Origin of the sequence: Croceibacterium soli (assembly GCF_009828065.1) — a bacterium.
In the GTDB taxonomy this organism is placed as follows: Bacteria; Pseudomonadota; Alphaproteobacteria; order Sphingomonadales; family Sphingomonadaceae; genus Croceibacterium_B; species Croceibacterium_B soli.
In genome coordinates this window covers 156,348-178,597 of record NZ_WTYK01000001.1, presented here as the reverse complement: position 1 = coordinate 178,597, position 22,250 = coordinate 156,348, and the positions used below count along the sequence as shown (strand labels likewise).

Annotated in this window: 28 protein-coding genes; 16 read left to right on the top strand and 12 right to left on the bottom strand. The window is 67.2% G+C overall.

What is annotated here, in order from left to right:
* Positions 1-76 precede the first annotated feature (76 nt).
* The 4 genes from GRI75_RS00945 to GRI75_RS00930 all read left to right on the top strand — a co-directional run bounded on the left by GRI75_RS00945 (position 77) and on the right by GRI75_RS00930 (position 2,997).
* Positions 77-682 (top strand): protein-L-isoaspartate O-methyltransferase family protein, encoded by a 606-nt coding sequence (locus GRI75_RS00945; protein ID WP_328597898.1) that lies wholly within the window; start codon positions 77-79, stop codon positions 680-682.
* A gap of 2 nt (positions 683-684) precedes the next feature.
* A complete protein-coding gene (locus GRI75_RS00940; RefSeq protein WP_160745062.1) occupies positions 685-2,148 on the top strand; it encodes a TolC family outer membrane protein in 1,464 nt (487 codons plus the stop codon).
* On the top strand, positions 2,148-2,606 hold the full coding sequence (locus tag GRI75_RS00935; RefSeq protein ID WP_160745496.1) for a DUF2497 domain-containing protein: 459 nt from the start codon (positions 2,148-2,150) through the stop codon (positions 2,604-2,606). The genes GRI75_RS00940 and GRI75_RS00935 overlap by 1 nt, the downstream gene beginning before the upstream one ends.
* Before the next feature lie 82 nt (positions 2,607-2,688).
* A complete protein-coding gene (locus tag GRI75_RS00930; RefSeq protein WP_328597897.1) occupies positions 2,689-2,997 on the top strand; it encodes a (2Fe-2S) ferredoxin domain-containing protein in 309 nt (102 codons plus the stop codon).
* On the opposite strand, the gene GRI75_RS00925 is transcribed toward GRI75_RS00930, so the two are convergent.
* A complete protein-coding gene (locus tag GRI75_RS00925) occupies positions 2,994-3,287 on the bottom strand; it encodes a hypothetical protein (RefSeq protein WP_160745061.1) in 294 nt (97 codons plus the stop codon). The genes GRI75_RS00930 and GRI75_RS00925 overlap by 4 nt on opposite strands.
* A 102-nt stretch (positions 3,288-3,389) precedes the next feature.
* Between GRI75_RS00925 and GRI75_RS00920 the strand changes: the two genes are divergently transcribed.
* The 3 genes from GRI75_RS00920 to xth are packed head-to-tail and all read left to right on the top strand — an operon-like array spanning position 3,390 to position 4,966.
* The gene (locus tag GRI75_RS00920; RefSeq protein WP_160745060.1) at positions 3,390-3,821 is read left to right on the top strand and encodes a CBS domain-containing protein; all 432 of its coding nucleotides are present in this window, start codon (positions 3,390-3,392) and stop codon (positions 3,819-3,821) included.
* A gap of 31 nt (positions 3,822-3,852) precedes the next feature.
* Positions 3,853-4,182: an iron-sulfur cluster insertion protein ErpA gene (erpA, locus tag GRI75_RS00915; RefSeq protein WP_160745059.1), complete on the top strand. Its 330-nt coding sequence runs from the start codon at positions 3,853-3,855 to the stop codon at positions 4,180-4,182.
* 10 nt (positions 4,183-4,192) lie between these two features.
* Positions 4,193-4,966 (top strand): exodeoxyribonuclease III, encoded by a 774-nt coding sequence (gene xth, locus GRI75_RS00910; RefSeq protein WP_160745058.1) that lies wholly within the window; start codon positions 4,193-4,195, stop codon positions 4,964-4,966.
* 343 nt (positions 4,967-5,309) lie between these two features.
* Here the strand turns inward: xth and GRI75_RS00905 are convergent, their stop codons facing one another.
* The 10 genes from GRI75_RS00905 to GRI75_RS00860 form a co-directional block, all read right to left on the bottom strand.
* Positions 5,310-5,984, bottom strand: coding sequence for a cell wall hydrolase (locus GRI75_RS00905; RefSeq protein ID WP_160745057.1), 675 nt, complete (start codon positions 5,982-5,984; stop codon positions 5,310-5,312).
* A 209-nt stretch (positions 5,985-6,193) separates the two neighbouring features.
* Positions 6,194-6,535, bottom strand: a complete 342-nt coding sequence (locus GRI75_RS00900; protein WP_160745056.1) for a DUF1491 family protein — start codon at positions 6,533-6,535, stop codon at positions 6,194-6,196.
* Positions 6,536-6,538: 3 nt separating this feature from the next.
* Positions 6,539-7,024 carry a PaaI family thioesterase gene (locus tag GRI75_RS00895; protein ID WP_160745055.1) on the bottom strand — a complete coding sequence of 162 codons (486 nt, stop codon included), beginning with the start codon at positions 7,022-7,024 and terminating at the stop codon, positions 6,539-6,541.
* Complete coding sequence (locus GRI75_RS00890; RefSeq protein ID WP_160745054.1) at positions 6,999-7,460, bottom strand: PTS sugar transporter subunit IIA; 462 nt, start codon at positions 7,458-7,460, stop codon at positions 6,999-7,001. Before GRI75_RS00890 ends, GRI75_RS00895 begins: the two co-directional genes overlap by 26 nt.
* 114 nt (positions 7,461-7,574) lie before the next feature.
* A complete protein-coding gene (gene hpf, locus GRI75_RS00885; protein ID WP_160745053.1) occupies positions 7,575-8,138 on the bottom strand; it encodes a ribosome hibernation-promoting factor, HPF/YfiA family in 564 nt (187 codons plus the stop codon).
* Positions 8,139-8,188: 50 nt separating this feature from the next.
* The gene (gene dnaQ, locus GRI75_RS00880; RefSeq protein WP_160745052.1) at positions 8,189-8,872 is read right to left on the bottom strand and encodes a DNA polymerase III subunit epsilon; all 684 of its coding nucleotides are present in this window, start codon (positions 8,870-8,872) and stop codon (positions 8,189-8,191) included.
* Positions 8,873-8,919: 47 nt separating this feature from the next.
* On the bottom strand, positions 8,920-9,513 hold the full coding sequence (coaE, locus tag GRI75_RS00875; protein ID WP_160745051.1) for a dephospho-CoA kinase: 594 nt from the start codon (positions 9,511-9,513) through the stop codon (positions 8,920-8,922).
* Positions 9,510-10,379 carry a shikimate dehydrogenase family protein gene (locus GRI75_RS00870; RefSeq protein ID WP_160745050.1) on the bottom strand — a complete coding sequence of 290 codons (870 nt, stop codon included), beginning with the start codon at positions 10,377-10,379 and terminating at the stop codon, positions 9,510-9,512. Before GRI75_RS00870 ends, coaE begins: the two co-directional genes overlap by 4 nt.
* On the bottom strand, positions 10,376-10,954 hold the full coding sequence (locus GRI75_RS00865) for a Maf family protein (protein ID WP_160745049.1): 579 nt from the start codon (positions 10,952-10,954) through the stop codon (positions 10,376-10,378). Before GRI75_RS00865 ends, GRI75_RS00870 begins: the two co-directional genes overlap by 4 nt.
* Positions 10,951-11,790 carry a pyruvate, water dikinase regulatory protein gene (locus GRI75_RS00860; protein WP_160745048.1) on the bottom strand — a complete coding sequence of 280 codons (840 nt, stop codon included), beginning with the start codon at positions 11,788-11,790 and terminating at the stop codon, positions 10,951-10,953. The genes GRI75_RS00865 and GRI75_RS00860 overlap by 4 nt, the downstream gene beginning before the upstream one ends.
* A gap of 297 nt (positions 11,791-12,087) precedes the next feature.
* On the opposite strand from GRI75_RS00860, the gene hemE reads away from it, so the two are divergent.
* From hemE to rho, 3 genes are all read left to right on the top strand, one after another.
* Entirely contained in the window at positions 12,088-13,110 is a 1,023-nt protein-coding gene (gene hemE / locus GRI75_RS00855) for a uroporphyrinogen decarboxylase (protein WP_160745047.1), read from the top strand.
* Between the two features lie 32 nt (positions 13,111-13,142).
* On the top strand, positions 13,143-13,586 hold the full coding sequence (locus tag GRI75_RS00850) for a CopD family protein (RefSeq protein WP_160745046.1): 444 nt from the start codon (positions 13,143-13,145) through the stop codon (positions 13,584-13,586).
* 179 nt (positions 13,587-13,765) lie between these two features.
* Complete coding sequence (rho, locus tag GRI75_RS00845; protein WP_160745045.1) at positions 13,766-15,022, top strand: transcription termination factor Rho; 1,257 nt, start codon at positions 13,766-13,768, stop codon at positions 15,020-15,022.
* 523 nt (positions 15,023-15,545) lie between these two features.
* Here rho and GRI75_RS00840 read toward each other — a convergent pair.
* The gene (locus GRI75_RS00840; RefSeq protein WP_160745044.1) at positions 15,546-16,244 is read right to left on the bottom strand and encodes a dienelactone hydrolase family protein; all 699 of its coding nucleotides are present in this window, start codon (positions 16,242-16,244) and stop codon (positions 15,546-15,548) included.
* A 91-nt stretch (positions 16,245-16,335) separates the two neighbouring features.
* Here GRI75_RS00840 and GRI75_RS00835 point away from each other — a divergent pair, with 91 nt between their 5' ends.
* From GRI75_RS00835 to GRI75_RS00810, 6 genes are all read left to right on the top strand, one after another.
* A complete protein-coding gene (locus GRI75_RS00835) occupies positions 16,336-16,605 on the top strand; it encodes a DUF6489 family protein (protein WP_160745043.1) in 270 nt (89 codons plus the stop codon).
* Between the two features lie 15 nt (positions 16,606-16,620).
* A complete protein-coding gene (gene mnmE / locus GRI75_RS00830; protein ID WP_160745042.1) occupies positions 16,621-17,895 on the top strand; it encodes a tRNA uridine-5-carboxymethylaminomethyl(34) synthesis GTPase MnmE in 1,275 nt (424 codons plus the stop codon).
* A gap of 63 nt (positions 17,896-17,958) precedes the next feature.
* Positions 17,959-19,806, top strand: a complete 1,848-nt coding sequence (gene mnmG / locus GRI75_RS00825; RefSeq protein WP_160745041.1) for a tRNA uridine-5-carboxymethylaminomethyl(34) synthesis enzyme MnmG — start codon at positions 17,959-17,961, stop codon at positions 19,804-19,806.
* Entirely contained in the window at positions 19,806-20,432 is a 627-nt protein-coding gene (gene rsmG / locus GRI75_RS00820) for a 16S rRNA (guanine(527)-N(7))-methyltransferase RsmG (protein ID WP_160745494.1), read from the top strand. Before mnmG ends, rsmG begins: the two co-directional genes overlap by 1 nt.
* Entirely contained in the window at positions 20,429-21,205 is a 777-nt protein-coding gene (locus GRI75_RS00815) for a ParA family protein (RefSeq protein WP_160745040.1), read from the top strand. The genes rsmG and GRI75_RS00815 overlap by 4 nt, the downstream gene beginning before the upstream one ends.
* A complete protein-coding gene (locus tag GRI75_RS00810; RefSeq protein WP_160745039.1) occupies positions 21,202-22,176 on the top strand; it encodes a ParB/RepB/Spo0J family partition protein in 975 nt (324 codons plus the stop codon). Before GRI75_RS00815 ends, GRI75_RS00810 begins: the two co-directional genes overlap by 4 nt.
* The last annotated feature ends 74 nt before the right edge of the window (positions 22,177-22,250 follow it).

Genomic DNA, 22,250 nt, shown 5'->3' with positions numbered 1-22,250 from the left:
GACAATCCCGCCCATTGCCCGCACCGGTCTCAGGCCCTAAGGCTCGCCCGGTTTAACCGACAAGAGATTTGCACAAGTGACGATCGTGGAGGACCGGCCCGCAGCCGGATATGAGGCCGCCCGCAAGGCGATGATCGACAGCCAGCTGCGAACCAGCGGCGTCAACGATCATGGCGTGCTCGCCCGCATGGCCGCCGTGCCGCGGGAGGACTTCGTGCCAGCCGCCGCCAAGGGCTTCGCCTACATGGACCGGGCGATCTCGCTGGAGAACGGCCGCTATCTGGCGCCCCCGCTGGTGCAGGGCATGATGCTGCAGGAAGCCCGCCCGGAACGTTCGGACAAGGCGTTGCTGGTCGATGGTGGCAGCGGTTATCTTGCGGAGCTGCTGCGCCCGCTGGTCGGATCGCTCGAAGTGATCTCCCCCGAAGACGCGGCGGCGGCTGCAGGCGCGCAGGGCGATTTCTCGCTGCTGATCGTCGACGGCGCAATCGAGCAACTGCCCGACAGCCTCGTCAGCCGACTTGCAGACGATGGCCGCGTCGTCACCGGCTGGGTGCGCGACGGGATCACCCGCCTCGCCACCGGCCGCCTGGCGGCCGGCGAGGTGGCCCTGCTCCCGCTTGCTGAAATCGGCATCCCGGCTCTGCCCGAATTCGCCAAGCCCAAGGGCTGGAGCTTCTGATCATGCGCCTGACGGTCACGCGGATAGCCCTGCTTGCCGGCGCGTGCCTCAGCTTCACGGCGCCGGCTCATGCCGACACGCTGAAGGAAGCGCTGACCAAGGCTTACCACGACAACCCACGGCTCGAGGCCGCCCGAGCGACATTGCGGGCGACCGACGAGAACGTGGTGATCGAGCGTTCCGAGGCGCTGCCTTCGGCCAGCGCCACCGCGAGCTATACCGAATACCTCTACGACAGCAGCGACGCACCGGGCCAGGGCCGCCAGCTCGGCAGCCAACTCAGCCTGAGCATGCCGGTCTACTCCGGCGGCGCCACCCGCAATGCCATCCGCGCCGCGGAGACCCGTGTCGGCGCCGGCCGGGCGGAGCTGCGCGGCACCGAAAGCGCGCTGTTCACCCAGGTGGTCGCGGCCTACATGGACGTGATCCGCAACGAAGCGCTCGTCGGCCTGACCCAGAACAACGTCGACGTGCTGGCGGTGAACCTTGAGGCCACGAGCGACCGGTTCGAGATCGGCGATCTCACCCGCACCGACGTGGCCCAGTCCGAATCCCGCCTCGCGCTCGCTCGTGGCGACTTGCGCACCGCGCAGGCCAACCTGATCACGGCGCGGGAAAGCTACATCGCCCTCGTGGGTGATGCCCCCGACGACCTCCAGCCTCCGCCGCCGCTGCCCGGCCTGCCCGACTCGGTCGAAGGTGCGGTCGAAGTGGCGCTCGCCAGCAATCCCGACCTGATCGCGGCGCGGGAGCGCGCTGCCGCCGCCGGCTACGACATCCGCGTCGCCGGTGCGAGCAGGCTGCCGCAGGTCTCGGTCTTCGTCGGCGGCGATTACGCCAATGCGCTCGGATCCGTGCCGGACGAGCTGGCGGCCGTGCGGGACAATACCTCCAGCGGCGCCACCGCCGGCGTGCGGGCGACGATCCCGCTGTTCCAGGGCGGCCGGCCGGCCGCGTTCGAACGCCAGGCGCAGGCGCGCGCCTCGGCGGCGCTGGAAGAGGTCGTCGCCGCGGAGCGGGACGTGATCGCCGACGTTCGCTCGGCCTTCTCGAGCTGGCGGGCCGCCAACGCGATCATCGCTTCGACACAAAGTGCGGTCGACGCGGCGGAGCTGAGCCTCGAAGGCGTGCGGGCGGAGAACAGCGTCGGCAATCGCACGATCCTCGACATCCTCGACGCGCAGCAGGAGCTGCTGTCCGCTCAGGTGCAGCTGGTGACCGCCCGCCGCAACGCCTATGTCGCCGGGTTCAACCTGCTCGCGGCGATGGGCCGTGCCGAAGCGCGCGATCTCGGCCTGGGTGACGAAGGGCCGCTGTACGATCCCGTCGTGAACTACGATCGCGTGCGCGGCATCGTGTGGGACTGGGCGCGCGATCCCGATCCCGAAGTCCAATCCTCCCGCACCGTTGACATCCCCGCGCAGGACGCGGAAATTCCCGCCCAGCAGCTGGTAGGGCCCCGATGATGCGGCAGAATGGCGAACCCTCGGTCGAAGAGATCCTCGACTCGATCAAGAAGGTCATCGCGCGCGACAATCGCGAGATGGCGCAGCTTGAACGGCGGCGCCGTGAGTCGAACGGCAGCACGGCCGGAGCACAGCCGCTGACGGCTGCCGAGGACGAGACCGAGGAAGTGCTCGAGCTGACCGAAGCCGGCGAAATGGTCGATGACCAGGCGCGGGCCGACGGCCTGACCACCGAACGCACGGCCGGAGCGATGCGCGAATCGCTCGCGGCGCTGGCGATGATCGCCGAACCTGGCGCCCAGCCGCAGATCGTCCGTTCCGGCGAGACGTCGCTCGAAGGGCTGGTGCGGGAGATGCTGCGGCCGATGCTGGCGCAGTGGCTCGAAACCAATCTTCCCCCGATCGTCGATCGCCTGGTGCAGGCGGAAATCGCTCGCATCGCCGGCAAGAAGGGCTGAGCGGCTCATTAGCGATCCAGCGACAACAGCCGGGGAACTGGCGCAGGCCAGAGCCGCGCTGGACAAGATCGGCGGCGAAACGGTGGGCCGCCAGATCTTCCTGTGCGCGATGTCCGAAAAGCAGGAGTGCTGCAGTCGCGAGGAAGGCGAGCGCGCCTGGAAGTACCTCAAGAAGCGGCTGAAGCAGCTCGGCCTCGTCGGCAAGGGCGGGGTTCAGCGGACCAAGGCGGATTGCCTGCAGATCTGCGCGGCGGGGCCGATCGCGGTCGTGTGGCCGGACCGGGTCTGGTACCATTCCTGCACCGAGGAGGTGCTCGAACGGATCATCCAGGAACACCTCATCGGCGGGGTGCCGGTGGAGGAGTTTCGGCTACGGGGGCGGGAACTCTAATCTTTATCATCTTCGTGCATGTGATCGGAGACGGATTCGTCATGCCCGGTCCCGCTCGATAGGAAAACCAGCCCCATGAGGGCGGCCATCAGCAGCATCGCCAGGCCGATTCCGAGGGCGGTGGCGATGAAGAAGTGCACCGACACCATGCCGGTCTGGTTGTAGATCGCCGCCAGCGCCAGGACCACGACCGCGACCGTGAACAGGAACATCCCGCGCATCAGCCGCCGGTAGCGCGCCCAGGCGTGCGCGGCCTTCTGCGGATCGTCGAGCGGAGAACGTCGGGCCATGGGGCCCACATGGGCCTCCCCGGGCGTACTGGCAATTCCCCCAGCGCAGATTCGCTCTTCGCCGCGTGATGTGGCACAATGGCCGGGCAAAGGGAGAGCGCCATGGACATCGCCCAGTTGATTGCCACCCGAAATCCCGCCGACATCTACACGTGTCCAGCCGGGGCCACGGTACGCGAAGCCGTGCAGCTGCTGGCCGAAAAGCGGATCGGTGCGATGCCGGTCCTGCTCGGCGGCGAAGTGGCCGGGATCTTCTCCGAACGCGACGTGCTCTACAGCCTGGCCGACGAGGGTTCGCTGTGCCTCGACCGCCAGGTGGGCGACGTCATGACATCGCCGCCGGTGACGATCTCGCCCGGCACGACGGTGGACGAAGCCCTGGCGCTGATGACCCGCCGCCGGATCCGCCACCTGCCGGTTATGCAGCACGGCGCAATGATCGGCTTCATCTCGATCGGCGACCTGGTGAAAAGCCGGATCGACGAGGTCACCGCCGAAGCCGAGCAGATGCGCCAATATATCCAGATGGCTTGAGAGCACCGGCCCGGCACCCTACATCGGGCGCATGAGCACCAACCTTGCCCTCACCCCGGCCGCCGCCAAGCGGGTCGGCCGGATCGCCGAACGCCAGGGCAAGCCGCCGATCCTGCGCCTTTCCGTGGAAGGAGGGGGCTGTTCAGGGTTCCAGTACAAGTTCGATCTCGCGGACACGAGCGAGAGCGACGATTACGTGAGCGAGACCGACGGCGTGCGGCTGGTGGTCGATCCGGTCAGCCTGGACCTCGTCGCCGGCAGCACGATCGACTTCGTCGAATCGCTCGGCGGAGCGGCCTTCAAGGTCGAAAACCCCAACGCCGCGGCGGGATGCGGTTGCGGATCGAGCTTCGGCATCTAGACTGCCGCTCGTGCGGATCGCTTCCTTCAACATCAACGGCATCAAGGCGCGCCTGCCGCGCCTTCTGGAGTGGCTCGAGGAGACGCGCCCGGCGGTCGCCTGCCTGCAGGAGATCAAGTGCCAGGACGAAAGCTTCCCGGCGGAGGAGTTCGAGAAGATCGGCTACCGCGCCGCGTGGCACGGGCAGAAGGGCTTCAACGGCGTCGCCATCCTGGTCGATGGGGAAGACCCGCTGGAGGTCGTTCACGGCCTGCCGGGCGATCCGCTGGACGAACAGGCGCGATTCATCGAAGCGGACGTCCGCGGCGTGCGGGTGGTGAACCTCTACCTGCCGAACGGCAATCCGCAGCCCGGGCCGAAGTTCGACTACAAGCTCGCCTGGATGGAACGCCTGCGCATCCGGTTGTGCGAACTGCTGGAGCGCGAGCGGCCCACGGTGGTGGTCGGCGATTTTAATGTGATCCCGGAGGACCGCGACGTGTGGTCGGTTTCGGCGATGGCCAACGACGCCCTGATGCAGCCGGAATCGCGCGCGGCCTACGCCCGCATCCTGGGCGACGGCTGGACCGACGCGCTGGCGACGCTGAACCCGCGCGGCGGGGTGTGGACCTTCTGGGACTACCAGGCCGGCGCCTGGCAGCGCGACCACGGCTTCCGCATCGATCACCTGCTGCTGTCGCCGGAAACGGCCGACCGAATGGTCTCCGCCGGAGTCGACAAGGAATACCGCGGGCGCGAGAAAGCCAGCGATCATGCGCCGGTGTGGGTCGGCATCCGGGATTAGGGCCTCGGTGCCGAAGGATCAGCGGCGACGTCTATCCCTCATCGTCAATCCCGCGAAAGCGGGAACCTATGGCGGAGGTTGCCGCTGGCGCACGGATACTGGAGAATAGCAGCGTCGATGAGAGGCCCTTTGCGCCTCCGCGCCTCTGCGTGCGCAATCAATCAACCGGGCAGCGCCGCGATGCGGTGCAGGATATGCGCTCGCAGAGGCGCAAAGGCGCGGAGAATGTTGTCCTCATCGTCATCCTCGCGGGGGCGGGGACCCAGGCGCGATCTGGCGGTAGGTCCCTGCTTTCGCGGGGATGACGGGTGAAGGGTTTGTAGCTGGCGGCTTGGAGCCGCCCTCAGCGGTAGAAGACGTGGCGTTCGATGGTGGCGCGGGCGATCTTCTGGCGGGCCCAGCTGGGACGCACGCGGGTGGCGTGGAAGAACAGGGCGTCGTGCGCGGCGCTATCCCACAGTTCCTGGTGGGCGATGCGGGCGATCGCCTTGGCGCGGTGCCAGGCGGGCGAGCCGCTCTTCGCCTGGGGGATCCAGCCATTCTTCACGAACGAGAACTGCGCCGGCTGCTTGACCACGCCGCAGTAATCGTCGGGGAATGCGGAGGATTCGGCGCGATTGACGACCACGCGTCCGACGGCGAGCTGGCCGGCGAGGGGTTCGCCGCGCGCTTCGAAGTAGATCGCCTGGGCCAGGCACAGCATGTCGCCGGAAGGCTCCGCGCCGGTGTCCATCATGGCGACGAGATCGCGCAGGGAGGCAGCTTCGACGGAATCGTCGGTGTCTTCGACGGAGTCGTCGGCTTCTGGGGTAAGGGGCTGAACCACCTCATGGGCGACGAAGCGCGGCTCGTTCGCCGGAGCTGAAGGAGCGCTCGCCTGGGTGCCGGCGGGCACGCTCTGGGCGGTCAGGGGTTCGTTGGCCTGTGCGTAAGCACCGGATCCGTCGGTGGTGATAAAAGAAAACAGCAACGTGGCGGCCGCCGCGAAAATGGCGACCCGATGATTCCTGCGACTCATACTTACCCGGTTCAAGGCGGTTGACGCCCCGACGCAGGCTGGCGGTCACGGTTGTACGTTCGACAACCTGGGAAATTCCCCGTGATCCGTCCTGCAGCCTGCCGGCCGCCCCCCGACTGCGCGCTGATCCGGGCAACCGAAGTATTCGGTGCCGTTTGACCGCCTGCGCTGTTGGAAGATGCGGCCCCATACCCTGCGGGGCCGGGCAGTCAATCGATGGTTCCCGGCAAACCGATGAACCGTTCACCATTCGCGACGTCCAGCTCCACGACCCACAAATCGCGGTCCTGGCACGCCCTCCGCTGCAGGTAATCGGCAAATTCGGAGGGATTTTCAGGATCTTGTGCTTTGGATAGGGCCCACCCGCGGGTGCCATCGGCGCGGGGCATGCGCTCGTAGGCGCGGCAGGCTGTGCCGTTTTCGCAACACACGACGAGCAATGTGCCGGCGTCGCGTTCACCTTTCGCGATAACCATGCCGAAGCCCCCGGCGGTCTCCACCGCGCGCAGCAAACCGGTTACTTCCATATGCGCGGGAAGCCGGTCTTCCATCGCTCAGCGGCTTTCGGGGCGGTAGCCGGGCAGGCCGGACAGCGCGATGCGGGAGCGCATGAATGTGCCGGTGCCGCGGCCGATCTCGTCGCCTTCCTCATCCGTCAGGTGCGCTTCGGCGACGAAGACCCGCCGCCGCCCGCTGACCCAGCGCCCTTCCGCCACCACGCGGCCGGCACGGATCGGCTTGGTGAAGTGCAGGTTGAAAGCGGTCGTAAGCAGGAAGCGATCGGTGACCAGCGAATTCGCCGCGTAGAACGCGGCATCGTCGAGCATCTTGAAGTAGATCGTTCCGTGCGCCGCGCCCGCGGCGTGGTGGACCCGCTCGTCGACCGTGAAAGCGATCCTGGCGTGGCCTTCCTCGGGAATCGTCAGCCGGGAATCGAACTGGGCGTTGATCGGCGCCGAAGCATAGAGCGCTTCGAGCCCGCGGAAATGCAGCGCAGCCCCGGGAGCGGCCCCGTCAGGCCGCGTCGCGGTCGGCGGCATTGGCGATGAGCCCGTAAAGCGCTTCGACGTCCGGCGCTTCGCTGAGGGCATCGTGCACCCGCTCATCGCGCACCAGGCGCGAGATCGCGGCGAGGGCATGGAGATGGCCAACGCCGCTCTGCTCGGGCGAGACCAGGCCGAAAACGAGATCGACAGGCAAGCCGTCGGCCGCGGCGAACTCCACCGGGTCCTGCAGCTTGAGCAGGGCCGCCACGGGCCTGCGCAGGCCGTCGACCCGCGCGTGGGGGATGGCCACGCCGCGCCCGAAGCCGGTGCTGCCAAGATGTTCACGCTCCTGCAGCCGATCGAGCACGTCGCCGGCGTCCAGCCCATAGCTGTCGGCGAATCGCTGGGCCAGAAGCTCCAGGATCGAATCCTTCGACTTCGCCGAAACGATGCCGACGGCATCGGGCTCAAACAGGAAATGTGCGTTCATCGAGAGTTCCGTGGGTTCGCGCCTTCCGGGCGCGAAACGCGGAGGCCGGCGCGCGCCCGAGCCTCCGCAATGCTATGAGCCTGTGGGGCCTGGATAGCGGCCGAAACGCCGCCTTCAGGACGGCTCGACCCATCCGATCGAACCGTCATCGCGGCGGTAAACCATATTGTGCCGCCCGGTGCCAGCGTTTTTGAAGAACAGCGCGTTGGTGTGGCGCAAGTCCAGCATCATCACCGCATCGGAAACGCTCACTTCCGGCACGTCGATGCGAGTTTCGGCAATCACCGGCGGAGCATCCGCGGCTTCCTCAGCCTCCGGCTCCTCGGGCGCGAACACGGTATAGGCGGCGTCTTCCTCGCGGGCGGCATGGTTCGCCTGCTCGTGCCGGTCCTTCAGCCGGCGCTTGTAGCGTCGCAGCTGCTTCTCGATCTTGTCGGCCGCCTGATCAAAGGATTGGTGCGCATCCTGCGCCTGCCCGTGCGCCTTCAGCACCAGCCCGTTGTTCACGTGCATCACGATATCGCAGGCGAACGCGCTGGCGGGCGCCTTTCCGAAAGTGACCTGCGAGGACATCGCGCGGTTGAAATACTTTTCGACGATTCCGTCGAGGCGCTCGGCGGCGTGCTCCTGCAGCGCCGCGCCGGTGTCCATCTGATGGCCGGATACGCGAATTTCCATGTGTCGGGGATCTCCTGTCTTGTCGGTTACCGGTGGAGCCGCGACGGAAGTCAGGCGGCCCAGAGCGGTGAATCCAACGTTTCGACGAAGGCTTTGTGCCGGGCCAGCTCCTCTGCGCTGGCCGCGTGGAAGCGCGGCTGACGGAATTCGCGGCGGGCCGGGCTGAACCTGGCGACCTGGACCACCGTTTCGACGCGTTCGGCGACCAGGCCGAGACCGATCTGGCGGCCGCCGGTCAGCTCGACGTAGACTTGCGCCAGGAGCTCGGCATCGAGCAGCGCCCCGTGGCGGACCCGGTGGCTGCGGTCGATTCCGTAGCGCGAGCACAGCGCGTCGAGCGAATGCTTGGCGCCGGGATGGCGGCGGCGGGCGAGGGCCAGCGTGTCCACCATGCGATCCAGCGAGATGCACGGGTGGCCGCAGACATCGAGTTCGTAGTTGAGGAAGCCGAAATCGAACTGCGCGTTGTGCGCCACCAGGGGCGAATCGCCCATGAAGTCCAGCAGTTCGAGCACGCCTTCGCGGAAGCACGGCTTGTCGGCCAGGAAGCTGTCGCACAGGCCGTGGACCTGCTCCGCTTCCAGCGGCATCGGCCGTTCCGGATTGAAGTAGGCGTGGAAAGTGCGGCCGGTGGGCATTCGGTTGACCAGCTCGATGCAACCGATCTCGACCATCCGATCCCCGGTTCTGGGATCGAGCCCCGTGGTTTCGGTATCGAACACAATTTCCCGCATCGGCTGCAACTATCGGCCTCTCGCGCGCGGCTGGCAAGAGCCAGAAATCATGCCGAGGCAAGCTTCTCCACGAGCGCCGCGACTTCCGCCTCGGTCTCCGCCAGGGTGCCGCCGGTGCCGATCACGTAATCGGCCCGGGCGCGCTTTTCTGCGTCAGGCATCTGCAGGGCGAGGACTTCGGCGAGGCGCTGCGCGGTCATGCCCGGGCGGGCGAGGGCACGCTCGCGCTGGATGGGGGCAGGCGCGGAAACGACCGCGATGCGATCGACCTCGTCAGCGCCGCCTTTCTCGAACAGCAGGGGGATGTCGAGCACGACCAGCGGCGCATCTGCATGCGCGGCGAGGAAGTCGCGCCGGGCGGCGCGCACCGCCGGGTGGACGATGGCTTCGAGGCGGGCCAGGGCCGCGGGATCGCCGAAGACGCGGGCGCCAAGCGTCGCCCGGTCGACGCCGCCGGGGCCGGTCGTGCCGGGGAATGCGTGCTCGATCTGCTCGACCAGGGGGCCGCCGGGGCCCTGCATGCGGCGAACTTCGCGGTCGGCGTCGAACACAGGAACGCCGCGGCGCTCGAACATTGCTGCCACGGTCGACTTGCCCATGGCGATGGAGCCGGTCAGCCCGAGGACCAGCGGGCGGCTCATGCCGTCAGCAGGCGCCGGAGGCCGGTGTCGCCGTCTTTTCGCGGGGGAGGGCGGCCGAAGAAGCGTTCGAAGGCGGCGGCCGCCTGGCCGATCAGCATCGCGAGCCCGTCGATCGTGCGGAAGCCCTCGGCGCGCGCCTGCTGCAGGAGCTGGGTGTCGGGCGGGTGGGTGACGATGTCATACACGAGGCTGCCGGGCGGAGCGTGGCTGAAGTCGAACGGCAGCGGCGGCTGGCCGGCCATGCCGAGCGGGCTGGCGTTGACGATCAGGTCGAGGCACCCTTCGCGGTCGTCGAAGGCGAAGTCGGTCGGATCGGCGAAGTGGGCCAGATCGGCGGCGTGGTGCTCGCCTGCGGGGTCCAGCTCGTCGAGCAGGGCGCGGGCCTTGGCCGGGTCGCGCCCGGCGAGGACGATGACCATGTTCTCGCCCGCCAGTGCGGCGACGATCGCCCGCGCCGCGCCGCCGGTGCCGAGCACGCGGGCCATGCGGAACAGGTGCCGCCGGTCGAGCCAAGGCCTCAGCGGTTCGAGGAATCCAGGCGCGTCGGTGTTGTAGCCGGTGAGCGAACCGTCTTCCCTGCGCACGACGGTGTTCACGGCGCCGATCCGCACCGCCAAAGGGTCGAGCCGGTCGAGCAGGGGCATGACGGCGAGCTTGTGCGGCATGGTCACGTTGCAGCCGCGCCAGGCCTGGTCCTTGCGCCGGGTGGCGATGTAGTCGGGAAGATCCGCCGCGGTGACGTGGCAGGCTTCGTAGCGCGCATCGAGGCCGAGCTGGCCGATCCAGTAGCCGTGGATCGCCGGGGACTTCGACTGGGCGATCGGATCGCCGATCACTTCGGCATAGGCCTGTGGCGCCTCGCTCATGCCGGCAGCTCCCCGAGATCACGCAGGGCGCCGAGCACGGGGAGGAGCGGCATGCCGAGCACGGTGAAGTGATCGCCTTCGATTCGATCGAACAGCTGCACGCCGAGCGCCTCGATGCGGAACACGCCCACGCAGCCTGAGACCTCGGGCCACTCTGCGTCGAGGTAGGTGGCGATGAACTGCTCCGACAGGTCGCGCACCTGGAGTGACGCCAGGGCGGCATGGCGCCAGACGATAGCGCCATCCTTGGCGATTGCGGCGGCGGAATGAAGCTGCATTACCCGGCCGGAGAAGGCGCGCAAATGTCCGGCCGCTTCCTGGCGGCTGGCGGGCTTGTCGAAGCGCCGGTCGCCGACCACGACGAGCGAGTCGCTGCCGAGGACCGGCCTCTCCTCGTCGGGGATGGCGAGGGCCTTGGCTTCGGCGAGGGCGAGGGCGACCTGGTCCGGCTGCGCGCCGCCAAGGGAGGCTTCGAGCGCGCGCTCGTCGACGGCTGCGCGGCGGGCCTCGAACGCCACGCCGGCAGCGGCGAGCATCGCCTGGCGGGAGGCGCTCTTGGAGGCGAGGACGATCATATCGGCTTGATCCCGGCAATCGTGCCGTCCCCGTCGCGCTCACCCATCAGGCGGATGATCGCGGCGGCGGTTTCCTCGATCGAGCGGCGCGTGACGTCGATCACGGGCCAGCCGTTGTCGGCGAACATGCGCCGGGCGAAAGCCAGCTCGCGCTCGACTTTCTCTTCCTCGACATAGGCGGTCTCGGTCGTCTGGTTGAGCGAGAGCAGGCGGTTTCGGCGGATTTCGATCAGCCGCTTGGCCGCGGTGGTCAGGCCGACGACCAGCGGCCGGCGCAGCTCGAACAGGTTCTGCGGCGGCGGGCTCTCCACGACGACCGGGATGTTGGCGACTTTGTAGCCGCGGTTGGCGAGGTAGATGCTGGTCGGGGTCTTCGACGTGCGCGAGACGCCGGCGAGCACGATATCGGCTTCTTCCCAGTTCTCCCAGCCGATCCCGTCGTCATGGGCGATGGTGAACTGGATCGCGTCGACGCGGGCGAAATAGGCATCGTCCATCGCGTGCTGGCGTCCGGGCCGACCCTTCGCCTGCTGGCCGAGCCGGTCCTCGAGCGCAGCCGTCACGGCATCGATCGCCGGCACGTGTGGCAGGCCGAGCTTGCGGCAACGATCCTCCAGCATGTGCCGGATCTCCGCGTTGACGAGAGTATAGAGCACGAGCCCGGGGTTTGCCGCGAGTTCGCCGACGATCCGGTCGAGGTGCTGCTGGCTGCGCACCATCGGCCAGAAGTGGCGAATGACCTCGGCATCGTCGAACTGGGCGAGCGCCGCCTTGGCGATCATCTCCAGCGTTTCGCCGGTCGAGTCCGAAAGGAGGTGGAGATGGAGCCGGGTCATGTGGACAAGTGCCGGCATAAACCACGGGAGTGGCCTGCGGACAAGTTCGGCGGGGGATTCCGTGCCCGCTAAACCGGTTCGCCGCCCGCGCTTGCCGACAGGTGAGCATCGTTCTCGACAGGCTGGGGATAACGGGGAGAAGCATCGCTTGACGCGAGGCCTTGCGGATTCGCACCGCAGCCGGGCCTGTTCATCGCGGGAAAAATCGGGCACGGGGCCCCAATCCCCACAATCCACAGGACCAACAGAGTCCTGAATCCTATTAAAAATAATATAGTATTTGGATAGGACTCCTCGATGCCCGGTCTCCTTCTTGAAACCTTGCGCGGTAAATCCGGTTCCCGGCGCCCGGTCTGGCTGATGCGCCAGGCCGGCCGCTACCTGCCCGAGTACCGCGAACTGCGCGCCGCCAAGGGTGGGTTCCTGCAGCTGGTCTACGACAGCGAAGCGGCGGCCGAGATCACCGTGCAGCCGATCCGACGCTTCGGTTTCGATGGCGCGATCCTGTTTTCCGACATCCTCATCGTTCCCCATGCGATGGGGCAGGACCTCGCGTTTCTGGCCGGCGAAGGCCCGCGGCTCTCGCCCCGGCTCGTCGATACGACCCTGGGTGCCCTGGAAGCCGTGCCTGAGCGCCTCGAGCCGATCTACCGCACCGTGGCCCTGGTGCGGGAGACTCTCGGCCCTGAGACGACGCTGCTGGGCTTTGCCGGCAGTCCCTGGACGGTCGCGACCTACATGGTCGCCGGCGAGGGCAGCCGCGACCAGCATGTCACCCGGGCCCTGGCCTACCGCGATCCGGCTGCGTTCCAGGCGATCATCGACGCGATCGTGGCGGTCTCCATCGAGTACCTGAGCGGACAGATCGCCGCCGGGGCGGAAGCAGTGCAACTGTTCGACAGCTGGGCCGGCAGCCTGGCGCCCGACCAGTTCGAACGCTGGGTAATCGCGCCCAATTCCGCGATCGCCGACGGAGTGAAGGCGCGCCATCCGGGCGTGCCGGTGATCGGCTTCCCCAAGGGCGCCGGCGCCAAGCTGCCGGCATATGCCAGGGAGACCGGGGTCGATGCAGTCGGGCTGGACGAAACGGTCGATCCGGCCTGGGCCATGCGCGAGCTGCCGGCGGGCCTGCCGGTGCAGGGCAACTTCGATCCGCTGCTGCTGCTCGCCGGCGGCGAAGAGCTCGAGCGGCGGGCGCGGGCGATCCTGAGAGCGTTCGAGGGCCGGCCGCACGTGTTCAACCTGGGCCACGGGATCGACAAGGAAACGCCGATCGCCCATGTCGAGCGCCTGCTGGAGGTGGTTCGCGGAAACGCGTGACGGCAGCCGCGCCGGCCTCTACAGCGCTCCCCATGCAGGACGTGCTTTCGATCACATACTACTGGCTCAAGGCCGGCCATATCATCTTCGTGATTTTCTGGATGGCGGGGCTGTTCATGCTGCCGCGCTTCTTCGTCTACCACCAGGAAGCGGCCAAGGATTCGATCGAGGCGGCGGCATGGGTCGACCGCGAGCGCAAGCTGCTCAAGATCATCCTCCTGCCCTCCATCATCGCCGTCTGGGCCCTGGGCATTGCCTTGGCCGTGACGATCGGCGCCTGGGACCAGGGCTGGCTCCACGCCAAGCTGCTGCTGGTGCTGATCCTGTCGGGTTATCACGGCTACCTGAGCGCCTACGCCAAGAAGCTGGCTCGCGGCGAACGGCCGATCGAGGGCAAGAAATTGCGCATGCTCAACGAAGTGCCGGGCGTCGCCGTGGCGCTGATCGTGATCCTGGTGGTGATCAAGCCCTTCTGATTCCGGCCGACGCTTTGCGACGAGCGGTGCCGCCGCTCAGGCGATTGCGAATTGACGGCCTTTAGCGCGCGACCTATTTCGGCCGGACCGGCTGAGGCCGCCGTCCCGAGCGGCCGAGTCCAGCTTTCCCCAAGCCCATTGCGACTGCCGGCTCCTTCCCCGAATACTGGAACACAGCCATGCATCTGAAAGAACTAAAGAAAAGGACGCCGGCCGAGCTCGTCTCGATGGCCGAGGAGTACGAGATCGAAGGCGCTTCGACGATGCGCCGGCAGGATCTCATGTTCGCGATCCTCAAGGAAGTCGCCGAAGACGGCGAGGAAATCATCGGCCAGGGCACGATCGAAGTGCTGCAGGACGGCTTCGGCTTTCTGCGCAGCCCGGAGGCGAATTATCTCGCCGGCCCGGACGACATCTACGTTTCGCCGAACCAGGTCCGTAAGTCGGGCCTGCGCACCGGCGACACGGTCGAAGGCGAAATCCGCGCGCCCAAGGATGGCGAGCGCTATTTCGCGCTGACCAAGATCATCACCGTCAACTTCGACGATCCGGATGCGGTTCGTCACCGGACCAACTTCGACAACCTGACGCCGCTGTACCCCGACGAGCGGCTGAACCTCGACACCACCGATCCGACCGTCAAGGACAAGTCGGCGCGGGTGATCGACCTGATCTCGCCGCAGGGCAAAGGCCAGCGCGCGCTGATCGTGGCCCCGCCGCGCACCGGCAAGACGGTGCTGCTGCAGAACATCGCCAAGGCGATCACCGACAACCACCCCGAAGTGTTCCTGATCGTGCTGCTCGTGGACGAGCGGCCGGAGGAAGTCACCGACATGCAGCGTTCGGTGAAGGGCGAGGTGATCTCCTCGACTTTCGACGAGCCGGCCCAGCGCCACGTGCAAGTCGCCGAGATGGTGATCGAGAAGGCCAAGCGCCTGGTCGAGCACAAGAAGGACGTGGTGATCCTGCTGGACTCGATCACCCGCCTCGGTCGCGCCTACAACACCGTGGTGCCGAGCTCGGGCAAAGTCCTGACCGGCGGTGTCGACGCCAACGCCCTGCAGCGGCCGAAGCGGTTCTTCGGCGCCGCGCGCAACATCGAGGAAGGCGGCAGCCTCTCGATCATCGCCACCGCGCTGATCGACACCGGCAGCCGCATGGACGAGGTCATCTTCGAAGAGTTCAAGGGCACCGGTAACTCGGAAATCGTCCTCGACCGCAAGGTGGCCGACAAGCGCATCTTCCCGGCGCTGGACGTCGGCAAGTCCGGCACCCGCAAGGAAGAGCTGCTCGTTCCGAAGGAACAGCTCAGCAAGATGTGGGTCCTGCGCCGGATCCTGATGCAGATGGGCACCATCGATTCGATGGAGTTCCTGCTCGACAAGATGAAGGACTCGAAGACCAACGAGGACTTCTTCGCGACGATGAACCAGTAAGCGCCGTCGCCGAAGATGATTGCGGAGGGGTGTTCCGGCTAGCGGTTACACCCCTCCGTCGGCCCTGCGGGCTGCCACCTCCCCCCTTCGGCTGGCTGGCAAGCCAGCCGCTCAGGACAGGCTTACATGGGAGGATTGTTTTCCAGGAGTGAATGCCGCTGCGAGCGTCCGAGCGGTTGCATGGTATCTCTCATGCTCACACGAAGGCACGAAGACACGAAGGCGTCGCACTGGCGGCTGCCTGTCCATGTGCTGGCATGCGCTGCTCTCAGCGTGAGGCGGGATGGATCCTGAAACAAGTTCAGGATGACCGCAGTTTCTCGCCTGCCCATCCCTCATCGTCACCCTGAACTTGTTTCAGGGTCCATGTCTCAGCGCGCGCAGAAGTGGGGGTGTGCGAAAACATGAGACGCCAAGCCTCTTCCTGTCTTCGTGCCTTCGTGTGAGACACCAGGCCGCAGGCTTCCTTCGCGCCTTTGCGTGCCCGAATCTGCTCCTCATTCCGATGCTGGTGCACGACGATCTAACGCAGATGCTCGCCAAAGAATTCGGCTGTCCGCTGGTCAGCCAGTTGCGCCGCTTCCTCGTTGCGCCGCTGGCCGAACTCGGTGGCGAAGCCGTGGTCGAGACCTTCGTAGTCGTGGAGCGTGACACGCGGGTGATCGTCCAGTCCTTCGTGCATGGCTGCCTGGACTTCCGGCGGCACGAAATGGTCGGCGGTCGGGATGTGCAGCATCAGGGGCCGGGCGATGGCGTGCTTCTCGCGCAGGAGGTTGTCGACGCCGACCGCGTAATAGCCGACGCTGGCGTCGGCATCGGTGCGGGTCGCGGTCATGAACGCCAGGCGCCCGCCGAGGCAGTAGCCGACCGCGCCGACTTTCTCGCAGCCGAGTTTCTCACGCGCATGCCTGATGGTCGCCTCGATGTCGCGAACCCCCAGATCCTGGTCGAACTTGCCCATCAGCTCGAGAGCCTCGGCGAACTCCGCCTCGATATCGGGATCCAATTCGACGTTCGGCTGCACCCGCCAGAAGAGATCGGGGGCGAGGGCGAGGTAGCCATCCTCGGCCAGCCTGTCGCATTTCTGGCGGATTCCGCGGTTCACCCCGAAGATTTCCTGGATGACGACGATCGCGGCGGTGGCCTCGCCCGAGGGGCGGGCGCAGTAGCAATCGAAGCTTCCCTCGCCGTCGAGGGTGGAAATGGTGACCGTCTCGCTCATATAAGTTCCTCCCGCGTATGCCTTCGATCCATACGCTACGAACCGGCGCGCGTTCCGCAAGGGCCGGCGCTCTAACGCACAGGGCCCGACGATGAAGATCAATATCGAAATCGAGTGTTCGCCCGACGAGGCCCGGCGCTTCATGGGCCTGCCGGATGTCGAGAAAGCCAACGCGGTCTATGTCGACACGATCGCCAAGGCGATGAAGGGCGTGTCCAATGTCGAGCAACTCGATCAGTATGCCAAGCAACTGGCACCGATGGGGCAGCTCGGGTTGAAGATGTTCCAGACGTTCATGGAAAGCGCCGGCAAGGTGGGGACCCCGCCGCGCGACGACGACCCGCCGAAGCCGAGCGAGTAGGGCACGCCCGGACAGATGGATACGATCTTCGCACTCTCCAGCGGGGCTCCGCCCGCGGCCATCGCGGTCGTCCGCATCAGCGGCTCGCGAGCCGGCTCTGCGCTGGAGCGGCTGTGCGGCAGGTTGCCCCCACCCAGGAAGGCGCATCTGGCGAGGCTCAACGCAGCCGACGGCACTCTGCTGGACCAGGCGCTCGTGCTGTGGTTCCCAGGGCCGAAATCGGAGACCGGAGAGGATTGTGCGGAGCTCCAGCTCCACGGCGGCCGCGCGGTGGTCGAGGCGGTCTATGCCGAACTGGGGCGGATCGATGGCTTCCGCCTGGCTCAGCCGGGCGAGTTCACCCGCCGCGCTTTCGCCAACGGCAAGATCGACCTGCTGCAGGTGGAGGGACTGGCGGACCTGGTCTCGTCGGAGACCGAGCTGCAGCGGCGGGCGGCGCTCGGCACGGCCGGCGGAGCCCTGTCGCGCAAGGCAGAGGGCTGGCGCGAGGCGCTGCTGATCCTGTCCGCGCGGGTCGAAGCGGCATTGGACTTCGAGGACGAGGATGACGTCGAGCGGCTCGACGCGGGCTTCACCGCTGCTCTCGCTGGCGTGCGCGACGAGATTGCGGATGCCCTCGACGCGCCGCACGCTGAAACGCTTCGGGAGGGTTACCGGGTGGCGCTCGCCGGACCACCGAACGCGGGAAAGTCTACCCTTTTCAATGCCTTGGTTGAGAGTGAGGCGGCCATCACCGCGCCTCTTGCGGGGACCACGCGCGATGTTCTGGTGCGCCATGTTGCGATCGGCGGGGTGCCGTTCACTTTCGTGGACATGGCGGGCTTGCGCGATGAATCGGGCGACGTGGTCGAGACGATCGGCATCGCCCGTGCGCGGGAGGAAATCGCAGCGGCGGATTGTGTGCTGTGGCTCGGGCCAGAGGGCGAGGGACCGGACGGCGCCTGGGAAGTCGACGCGCAAGTTGACCGCGCCGATCATGCGCCCAAGGGCGAGGCCGACTTCCGCCTGTCCGCCGTGACCGGCGAGGGCATGGACGCGGTGAAGCGCGCGCTTGTGGAACGGGCGCGGTCGGCAATGCCGAAGCCGGGGCAGTCGGCTTTGAGTCGGCGGCAGCGCGAACTGATCGGCGCCGCGCTGGCGGCGCTCGACGAGGCAGACGCCGGCGGAGATCCGCTGCTGGTGGCGGAGCAGCTTCGTGCCGCGCGGCTGGCGTTCGACCGGTTGATCGGGCGCGCTGCTACGGAAGATATGCTCGGCGCCCTGTTCGGGCGGTTCTGCATCGGCAAGTGATGTTCCACGTGGAACACGCACGCAGCCTTTGACGATCGGGAGTGGGAGCCTTATCGGCGGCCCATGCGAGAGTTCGACGTCATCGTTGTCGGAGGCGGCCACGCCGGCTGCGAGGCGGCTGCCGTGGCTGCGCGCATGGGTGCGCGCACGGGGCTGGTGAGCTTCGACCTCTCGGCTATCGGTGCGATGAGCTGCAATCCCGCGATCGGCGGGCTGGGCAAAGGACACCTCGTGCGTGAGGTCGACGCATTCGACGGGCTCATCGGACGCGCCGCCGACGCGGGGGCGATCCACTACCGGATGCTCAACCGGTCGAAAGGCAGCGCGGTCTGGGGACCGCGCGTGCAGGCCGATCGGGCGCTGTTCAAGGCGTCGATCCAGCGCCAGCTTGCCGGCTACGATGGTCTGGAGCTCATCCAGGGCGAAGCCGCCGAGCTCGTGCTCGAAGGCGGCCGCGTAACTGGCCTTGGCCTGGCCGACGGATCGACGCTGCGCGCGCCGACCGTGATCCTGTGTACCGGCACCTTCCTCGGCGGGCGCTTGTTCCGCGGGGAAGAGCGCTTCGAGGGCGGCCGGATCGGCGAGAACTCGGCCCAGCGGCTGGCGCGGCAATTGCGTGAGGCGGATCTGCCGATGGCGCGGCTGAAGACCGGAACTCCGCCGCGGCTCGACGGGCGCACGATTGCCTGGGGGCGCCTGGCCGAACAACCGTCGGATCCGGATTTCTGGACGATGTCGCCGCTCACGCGCGCGCGGGCCAATCCGCAAGTGTTCTGCGCGATCACCCGCACAAACGCCCGCAGCCACGACATCATCCGCGCGAACCTCCACCGCTCGCCGCTCTTCACCGGGGCCATCGAAGCCGCCGGACCGCGCTACTGCCCGTCGATCGAGGACAAGATCCACCGCTTCGGTGACCGGGACGGTCACCAGGTTTTCTTGGAGCCTGAGGGCCTGGCAAGCCATCTGGTCTATCCCAACGGCATCAGCACTTCGCTGCCCGCGGACATACAGCTCGCGATGCTGCGAACGATGGAAGGGCTGGAGCGGGTCGAGATGGCGGTGCCCGGCTATGCCGTGGAGTACGACCACATCGACCCGCGCGCACTGACCGGCGGGCTCGAGCTCAAGGCCATCCCCGGCCTGTATTGCGCCGGGCAGATCAACGGCACGACCGGGTACGAAGAGGCCGCGGCGCAAGGCCTGATCGCCGGAATGCATGCGGCGGCGAAGTCCGTCGGCGGTGTTCCGCCAGCGATCGACCGGGCGAACTCCTACATGGCGGTGATGATCGATGATCTGACGCTGCATGGCGTAAGCGAACCGTATCGCATGCTCACCGCGCGGGCCGAGTACCGCCTACGGTTGCGGGCGAACAACGCAACGACCCGGCTGACGCCACTCGCGATCGCGGCCGGCTGCGTGGGGGCGGAGCGGCAGCGGTGGTTCGAAGAGCGTGAGGCGCAGCGGAGTGGTTGGGACCAGGCGCTAGCGGCGGAAGTTCCCGCCACCGAACTGTCGGACGCGGGTCTGCCGGTCCGCCGCGATGCGGGGCGTAAAGCGATAGGCGATTGGTTGCGGTTCGACCTTTCGCTGGAGGACCTCGGTGCCTGGCTTCCGGTGGATCTCGAGAGGGATGGTGAGCTCGCTTCCGAGATGGCCGAGGACGCGATCTACGCGCCTTACCTCGAACGCCAGGAGGCAGAACTGCGCGACATGAGGGCCAGCGCCAGCGTCCCGCTCGACCGAATGGACTATGCCGCCGTGCCGGGTCTTTCCAACGAGATGGTGGAACGGCTGGAGCGTGCGCGTCCCGCCACGCTGGCGGATGCGGGGCGTGTTCGCGGGATCACCCCGGCCGCATTGGCAACCATCCTTGTCCATGCTCGGCGAAAGGCTGAAGCGGCGTGATCCTCGAGAGCGAGGACGATGCGAGGGCCTTCTGCGCCGGCCTGACCGATGGCGCGGGCATGGAGCGGCTCGAACGGCTCGCCACGATGGTAGTCGAAGAGAACGCGCGGCAGAACCTGATCGCCAAGTCGAGCGAAGCCGCGATCTGGGTGCGGCACCTGGCCGACAGCGCCCAACTCCTGGCGCATGTTCCACGTGGAACGTCCCCCTGGCTCGATCTCGGAACGGGTGCCGGCTTCCCAGGGCTCGTGTCCGCTGCCATGCGCCCGGACATGGCGTGCATATTGGTGGAGTCGCGCAAGAAGCGAGTCGAATGGCTCCAGCGCGCCGCAGTAGCCCTGGGGCTCGCCAACTGCCGTGTCGAAGGCAAGCGGCTCGAACATGTGGAAAGCTTCGAAGCGGGCGCAATCTCCGCGCGCGCCTTCGCTCCGTTGCCGAAGCTCCTGGGATTATCCGCCCGGTTTTCCACACGGAGCACCTTGTGGCTGTTGCCGAAGGGGCGTTCGGCAGTGCAGGAACTGTCGGGCCTGTCCAAACGGTCGGGCGCGATGTTCCACGTGGAACAGTCAGTCACTGACGGGGAGGCCGGGATCGTGATCGGAACAGGGCGGCCAGACGTTTCATGATTTGCGTAGCGATCGCGAATCAGAAGGGCGGCGTGGGCAAGACCACGACCGCCATCAACATCGCCACTGCCATGGCCGCTGCGGGCTGGAAGACGCTGCTGCTCGACCTCGACCCGCAAGGCAATGCCTCAACGGGGCTGGGCCTGCCTTCGAGCATGCGCACGCACACGAGCTACGACCTGCTGGTAGAGGGCGCTTCGGTGGACGATTGCACGTTCCCGACTTCGATCCCCAATCTCGACGTGCTCCCCGCGACGGTCGATCTTAGCGGGGCGGAACTCGAGCTCGTGGGCGAAGAGGATCGGGCGGAGCGCCTGCGCGGGCGGCTCGCGGGGCATCGCGGCCATGACATCTGCTTCATCGACTGCCCGCCTTCGCTGGGCCTGCTGACGCTCAATGCGCTCACGGCTGCCGACACTCTGCTGGTGCCGTTGCAGTGCGAATTCTTCGCTCTTGAAGGTCTCAGCCAGCTTTTGCAGACCGTCGAGCGCGTGCAGGGCCGCTTCAATGCCGATCTCGGGATCATCGGCATCGTGCTGACGATGTTCGACCGCCGCAACCGACTGACCGACCAAGTTGCCGACGATGTGCGCGAATGTCTCGGCAAACTCGTGTTCGACGCCGTCATTCCGCGCAACGTTCGCTTGTCGGAAGCACCGAGTCACGGCCTGCCGGCGCTGGTCTACGACCACTCCTGCGCCGGCAGTCGCGCCTACATGGCGCTGGCCCGCGAACTGATCGGCCGCCTGCCGCAACAAAGGAAAGCCGCATGAGCGCTCAGGAAGACACCGCCGTTCGGAGCGGAGCGGCGCCACGCCGCAAGCTCGGCAGGGGCCTCGGCGCCCTGCTCGGCGAAGCGCGCCGCGAGGAACCGCTCGTCCGCGACAGCAGCGAACAAGCGAACGGCGCCGACGAGGCGGAAAGCGTGGCTGTAGAGTCCGCAAGCTCCGGGATGGCCACCCTGCCGGTCGGATCGATCGAACCGCACCCCGATCAGCCGCGGCGGCGGTTCGACGAGGATGCCCTGGCCGAACTCGCGCAGTCGATCGCGACGCGCGGCGTGATCCAGCCGATCATCGTCCGCCCGATGCCCGGCGGGCGCTACCAGCTGGTCGCCGGCGAGCGCCGCTGGCGCGCTGCCCAGAAGGCACAAGTCCATGAAATCCCTGCGCTAATTCGCGATCTCGACGAAGCCGACGTGATGGCTCTGGCGCTCATCGAAAATATTCAGCGCGAGGACCTGAACCCGGTCGAGGAAGCGCGTGCCTACCAGCGCCTGGCCGAGCAGCAGGAAATGACCCAGGCGGAGATCGCCAAGCTGGTCGAAAAGTCGCGCAGCCACGTGGCCAACCTGCAGCGCCTGCTGGCTTTGCCGGATACCGTGCTCGACCACGTCGAAGCGGGCCGGCTCGACATGGGCCATGCGCGGGCACTGGTCGGCCATGCCGACTCCGCGGCCCTGGCCGAGCGGGCGATCGCCGAAGGTCTTTCCGTCCGCGAGGTCGAGAAGCTTGCGCGCCGTGAGAAGCCCGGCGGGGCGGCCAAGCGCCAGGCCCGGCCGCCGCGCGATCCCGCCGAAGATGCCGACATCGCGGCGGTGCAGAACCATCTCGAGGAGTTCCTCGGCCTAAGCGTGCGCATCGCCACCGACGCCGATCCGCGCTCGGGCGCGGTGACGATCCGCTACCGCACGCTCGATCAGCTCGACCTGATCTGCCAGCGGCTCACCGGCGCTTCGATCTAGACGGCAGGCATACCCTCGCCTGCAAGGGCGGGAACGGCGCCTGCAGCGCCGGACCAAAGTCGCGCCGCGTGACT

Coding starts and splice junctions, on each gene's coding strand:
- GRI75_RS00865 (WP_160745049.1), bottom strand. CDS start 10,954: ATGATCGTCCTCGCCTCCAAGAGCGCCTCCCGCCAGGCGATGCTCGCC.
- mnmG (WP_160745041.1), top strand. CDS start 17,959: ATGCGAGAGTTCGACGTCATCGTTGTCGGAGGCGGCCACGCCGGCTGC.
- coaE (WP_160745051.1), bottom strand. CDS start 9,513: ATGAGCCGCCCGCTGGTCCTCGGGCTGACCGGCTCCATCGCCATGGGC.
- hpf (WP_160745053.1), bottom strand. CDS start 8,138: ATGGAAATTCGCGTATCCGGCCATCAGATGGACACCGGCGCGGCGCTG.
- GRI75_RS00835 (WP_160745043.1), top strand. CDS start 16,336: ATGAAGATCAATATCGAAATCGAGTGTTCGCCCGACGAGGCCCGGCGC.
- dnaQ (WP_160745052.1), bottom strand. CDS start 8,872: ATGCGGGAAATTGTGTTCGATACCGAAACCACGGGGCTCGATCCCAGA.
- GRI75_RS00940 (WP_160745062.1), top strand. CDS start 685: ATGCGCCTGACGGTCACGCGGATAGCCCTGCTTGCCGGCGCGTGCCTC.
- GRI75_RS00870 (WP_160745050.1), bottom strand. CDS start 10,379: ATGAGCGAGGCGCCACAGGCCTATGCCGAAGTGATCGGCGATCCGATC.
- GRI75_RS00905 (WP_160745057.1), bottom strand. CDS start 5,984: ATGAGTCGCAGGAATCATCGGGTCGCCATTTTCGCGGCGGCCGCCACG.
- GRI75_RS00810 (WP_160745039.1), top strand. CDS start 21,202: ATGAGCGCTCAGGAAGACACCGCCGTTCGGAGCGGAGCGGCGCCACGC.
- GRI75_RS00890 (WP_160745054.1), bottom strand. CDS start 7,460: ATGAACGCACATTTCCTGTTTGAGCCCGATGCCGTCGGCATCGTTTCG.
- GRI75_RS00895 (WP_160745055.1), bottom strand. CDS start 7,024: ATGCCGCCGACCGCGACGCGGCCTGACGGGGCCGCTCCCGGGGCTGCG.
- hemE (WP_160745047.1), top strand. CDS start 12,088: ATGCCCGGTCTCCTTCTTGAAACCTTGCGCGGTAAATCCGGTTCCCGG.
- rho (WP_160745045.1), top strand. CDS start 13,766: ATGCATCTGAAAGAACTAAAGAAAAGGACGCCGGCCGAGCTCGTCTCG.
- GRI75_RS00850 (WP_160745046.1), top strand. CDS start 13,143: ATGCAGGACGTGCTTTCGATCACATACTACTGGCTCAAGGCCGGCCAT.
- mnmE (WP_160745042.1), top strand. CDS start 16,621: ATGGATACGATCTTCGCACTCTCCAGCGGGGCTCCGCCCGCGGCCATC.
- erpA (WP_160745059.1), top strand. CDS start 3,853: ATGAGCACCAACCTTGCCCTCACCCCGGCCGCCGCCAAGCGGGTCGGC.
- GRI75_RS00815 (WP_160745040.1), top strand. CDS start 20,429: ATGATTTGCGTAGCGATCGCGAATCAGAAGGGCGGCGTGGGCAAGACC.
- GRI75_RS00860 (WP_160745048.1), bottom strand. CDS start 11,790: ATGACCCGGCTCCATCTCCACCTCCTTTCGGACTCGACCGGCGAAACG.
- GRI75_RS00840 (WP_160745044.1), bottom strand. CDS start 16,244: ATGAGCGAGACGGTCACCATTTCCACCCTCGACGGCGAGGGAAGCTTC.
- GRI75_RS00935 (WP_160745496.1), top strand. CDS start 2,148: ATGCGGCAGAATGGCGAACCCTCGGTCGAAGAGATCCTCGACTCGATC.
- GRI75_RS00925 (WP_160745061.1), bottom strand. CDS start 3,287: ATGGCCCGACGTTCTCCGCTCGACGATCCGCAGAAGGCCGCGCACGCC.
- GRI75_RS00900 (WP_160745056.1), bottom strand. CDS start 6,535: ATGGAAGACCGGCTTCCCGCGCATATGGAAGTAACCGGTTTGCTGCGC.
- GRI75_RS00920 (WP_160745060.1), top strand. CDS start 3,390: ATGGACATCGCCCAGTTGATTGCCACCCGAAATCCCGCCGACATCTAC.